Here is a 2,402-nt window from a genome sequence, read left to right as displayed (position 1 = left end):
TATCACTTGATTGATATGGCGGGAACACCGGAAGAAGCTAAGTTGACTTACATTATCCGTGACCATGACCACGATGCTTTCGAAAACCGCAAGGCGACGATGCAACAAATCGCCGACCAACTCAACAAGGACTTGCACAAGGACCGCGTTGATTTGGAAATGTTTGACCAGTATTACAACATGGGGGATGTCATCAAAGACCACCAAGAATCAGTCGACTTGGCCGAAGCCGTCATGACCGACTTGGGTATCAAGCCCTTGGTTGATCCCGCCCGTGGTGGAACTGATGGATCAAAGATTACCTTCCTAGGGTTGCCAACACCGAACTTGTTTGCCGGTGGTGAAAACATGCACGGCCGCTTTGAATACGTTTCACAACAAGTTATGGTTCAAGCAACCGATGTCTTGTTGGGCATCTTGGAGAAGGCCGCTCAAGACTAAGGTTAAGCAGCGTTCAATTTGAAATTAACCAAAAGAGCGCCGACCCAGTTATTCTGGATCAGCGCTCTTTTGCTTCAACAATATTATTAGTGGCAGTAAGTGGGCAAAAGAAAAACGGCTTGTCTATTGGGGATGTCCCGAGTAGGCAGGTCGTTTTAAACTGGCAAACCAGTCTTCTTATTTGGAAGCTTCCGCTTCAGTCGTGTCCTTGGCAGAACCTGACAAAGCAGGAACCATAATCAAGGCAGCCTCACCAACGATAACCGTGACAAGGGCGCTGGTACCAGGTTGGAAATCGACACCAGTCATTTGTCCAACTAGGTAACCAATGATTTCACCAAAGAGGGCACACCAAACGGCGGCAGTAATATAGCGCATAAATTCCACTTCCTTTTTGATTTACAGACTATAATACGCTCCTTTTTGGATTTAACAAAGGGAATTATTAGATTTGTTCTCGACAATTTTTAATAATTGTTGGTTAAGTCCGGGCTGAGACAAGGCAGCTCGGTTAGCTGTTAACATTTTTCAAAAAGCTGGCGGTGTTTTTCGGTATAATAGTCTTTAGTAAATCGGGACAAAGGGTCTTCCATCAGTTCACCTAGAACGCGATTGGGCCGTCGATAGGAGAAAATCATGTACGCACCACTACAAGTCAAAAGCGCTTATTCACTCTTACAGAGTCCCAACTCAATCGAACAAATCATCCAGGTTGCCAAAGACCGGGGTTACCAGGCCCTTTCTTTGGCAGAAGTCAATGTGATGTATGGGGTCGTTAGCTTTTACCGAGCTGCTCAAAAGGCCGGTATTAAACCCATCTTTTCTTTGGTTTTGGAAGTCAATGGCTTGGTTAACACGGCCACGAAGTTTCCAGTTCTCTTGACGGCTAAGACTCAGGCCGGTTACCAAAACCTCGTTTACCTGTCCTCGTTGAAGATGACCCAGGGGGAAGACCCGGTCACCTTTGCAGATTTAGCGGAACATACTGAAGGACTAGCCATCACCTTGTCGCCTAAGTCGGAATTAGGCCAGCTCTTGATTGCTCAAGCGGGGGTCGTTAAAACTTACTTGGACCAAATTAACCAGGCGCTGGGGGATGGTTCGACCCACGACCTTTATCTGGGCATCAACCCAGCCTTACCAAGTCAACACCAAGAGGCCATTACCACCTATGCCCAAGATAACCAAGTTTCCTTGATTGCCTGGGACCAGGTCGACTATTTAAATCCCGACGATGCCTTTGCGGCCCAAGTCTTACGGGCCATTGGTCAGGGAATTCAATTGGAAGACGTGACGGACTTGGCCAGAGAAAAGGGCGCCTTTGCCCTTCAACCGGCCTCAGACCTCGCCCAAGCTTACCAAGCGAGTTTGGCCTCACAGACGGCCTATGCTAATAACCAGGACCTGGTAGCGGCGGCCAACGTTGATTTGATTTTTAAGAACCCAGCCTTACCGGTTTATAGTCAAGACACGGGCCTGAATTCACAGGATTATTTAAGTCGGTTAGCTCAAGCAGGCTTAGACCGTCGGTTAAAGGACCAGGGGATTGCCCAAAATCAGACGGGTACCTACCAGGACCGGTTAGTCCATGAACTCCAAGTCATTAATAGCCTGGGCTTTGCGGACTATTTCTTAATTGTTTGGGATATTATCAAGTACGCCCATGACCACCAGGTTCAAACCGGAGCGGGCCGTGGGTCAGCAGCCGGGTCTTTAGTGGCCTATACCCTAGGGATTACCAATGTGGACCCCATCGCCAGTGGCCTGCTCTTTGAGCGGTTTTTAAATCCCGACCGGGCCCAGATGCCCGATATCGATATTGACTGGCCGGATAACCGTCGAGATGAAGTCCTAGCCTACCTCCACGAGAAGTACGGCCAGGAAGCCTTTGCCCAAATTATTACCTTTGGGACTCTGGCAGCTAAGCAGGCCCTCCGTGATACTGCTCGGGTTTTTGGCCT

The 2,402-nt window shown here is 48.7% G+C and carries 2 protein-coding genes and 1 pseudogene; 2 read left to right on the top strand and 1 reads right to left on the bottom strand.

The window, feature by feature from the left end; translation table 11 throughout:
- Window positions 1-441 (top strand): annotated as a pseudogene (locus AOQ29_RS08260) (peptidase T); the annotation flags it as partial.
- Window positions 442-618: 177 nt separating this feature from the next.
- Here AOQ29_RS08260 and AOQ29_RS06675 read toward each other — a convergent pair.
- The gene (locus AOQ29_RS06675) at window positions 619-819 is read right to left on the bottom strand and encodes a YjzD family protein (protein ID WP_061993703.1); all 201 of its coding nucleotides are present in this window, start codon (window positions 817-819) and stop codon (window positions 619-621) included.
- Between the two features lie 258 nt (window positions 820-1,077).
- Here AOQ29_RS06675 and AOQ29_RS08255 point away from each other — a divergent pair.
- A partial coding sequence (locus tag AOQ29_RS08255) for a PHP domain-containing protein (RefSeq protein WP_242977429.1) occupies window positions 1,078-2,402 on the top strand: 1,325 nt, incomplete at its 3' end.

Source organism: Fructobacillus ficulneus, from assembly GCF_001047075.2.
GTDB classification, from domain to species: domain Bacteria; phylum Bacillota; class Bacilli; order Lactobacillales; family Lactobacillaceae; genus Fructobacillus; species Fructobacillus ficulneus.
This window is presented reverse-complemented; position numbering and strand designations above follow the sequence as displayed.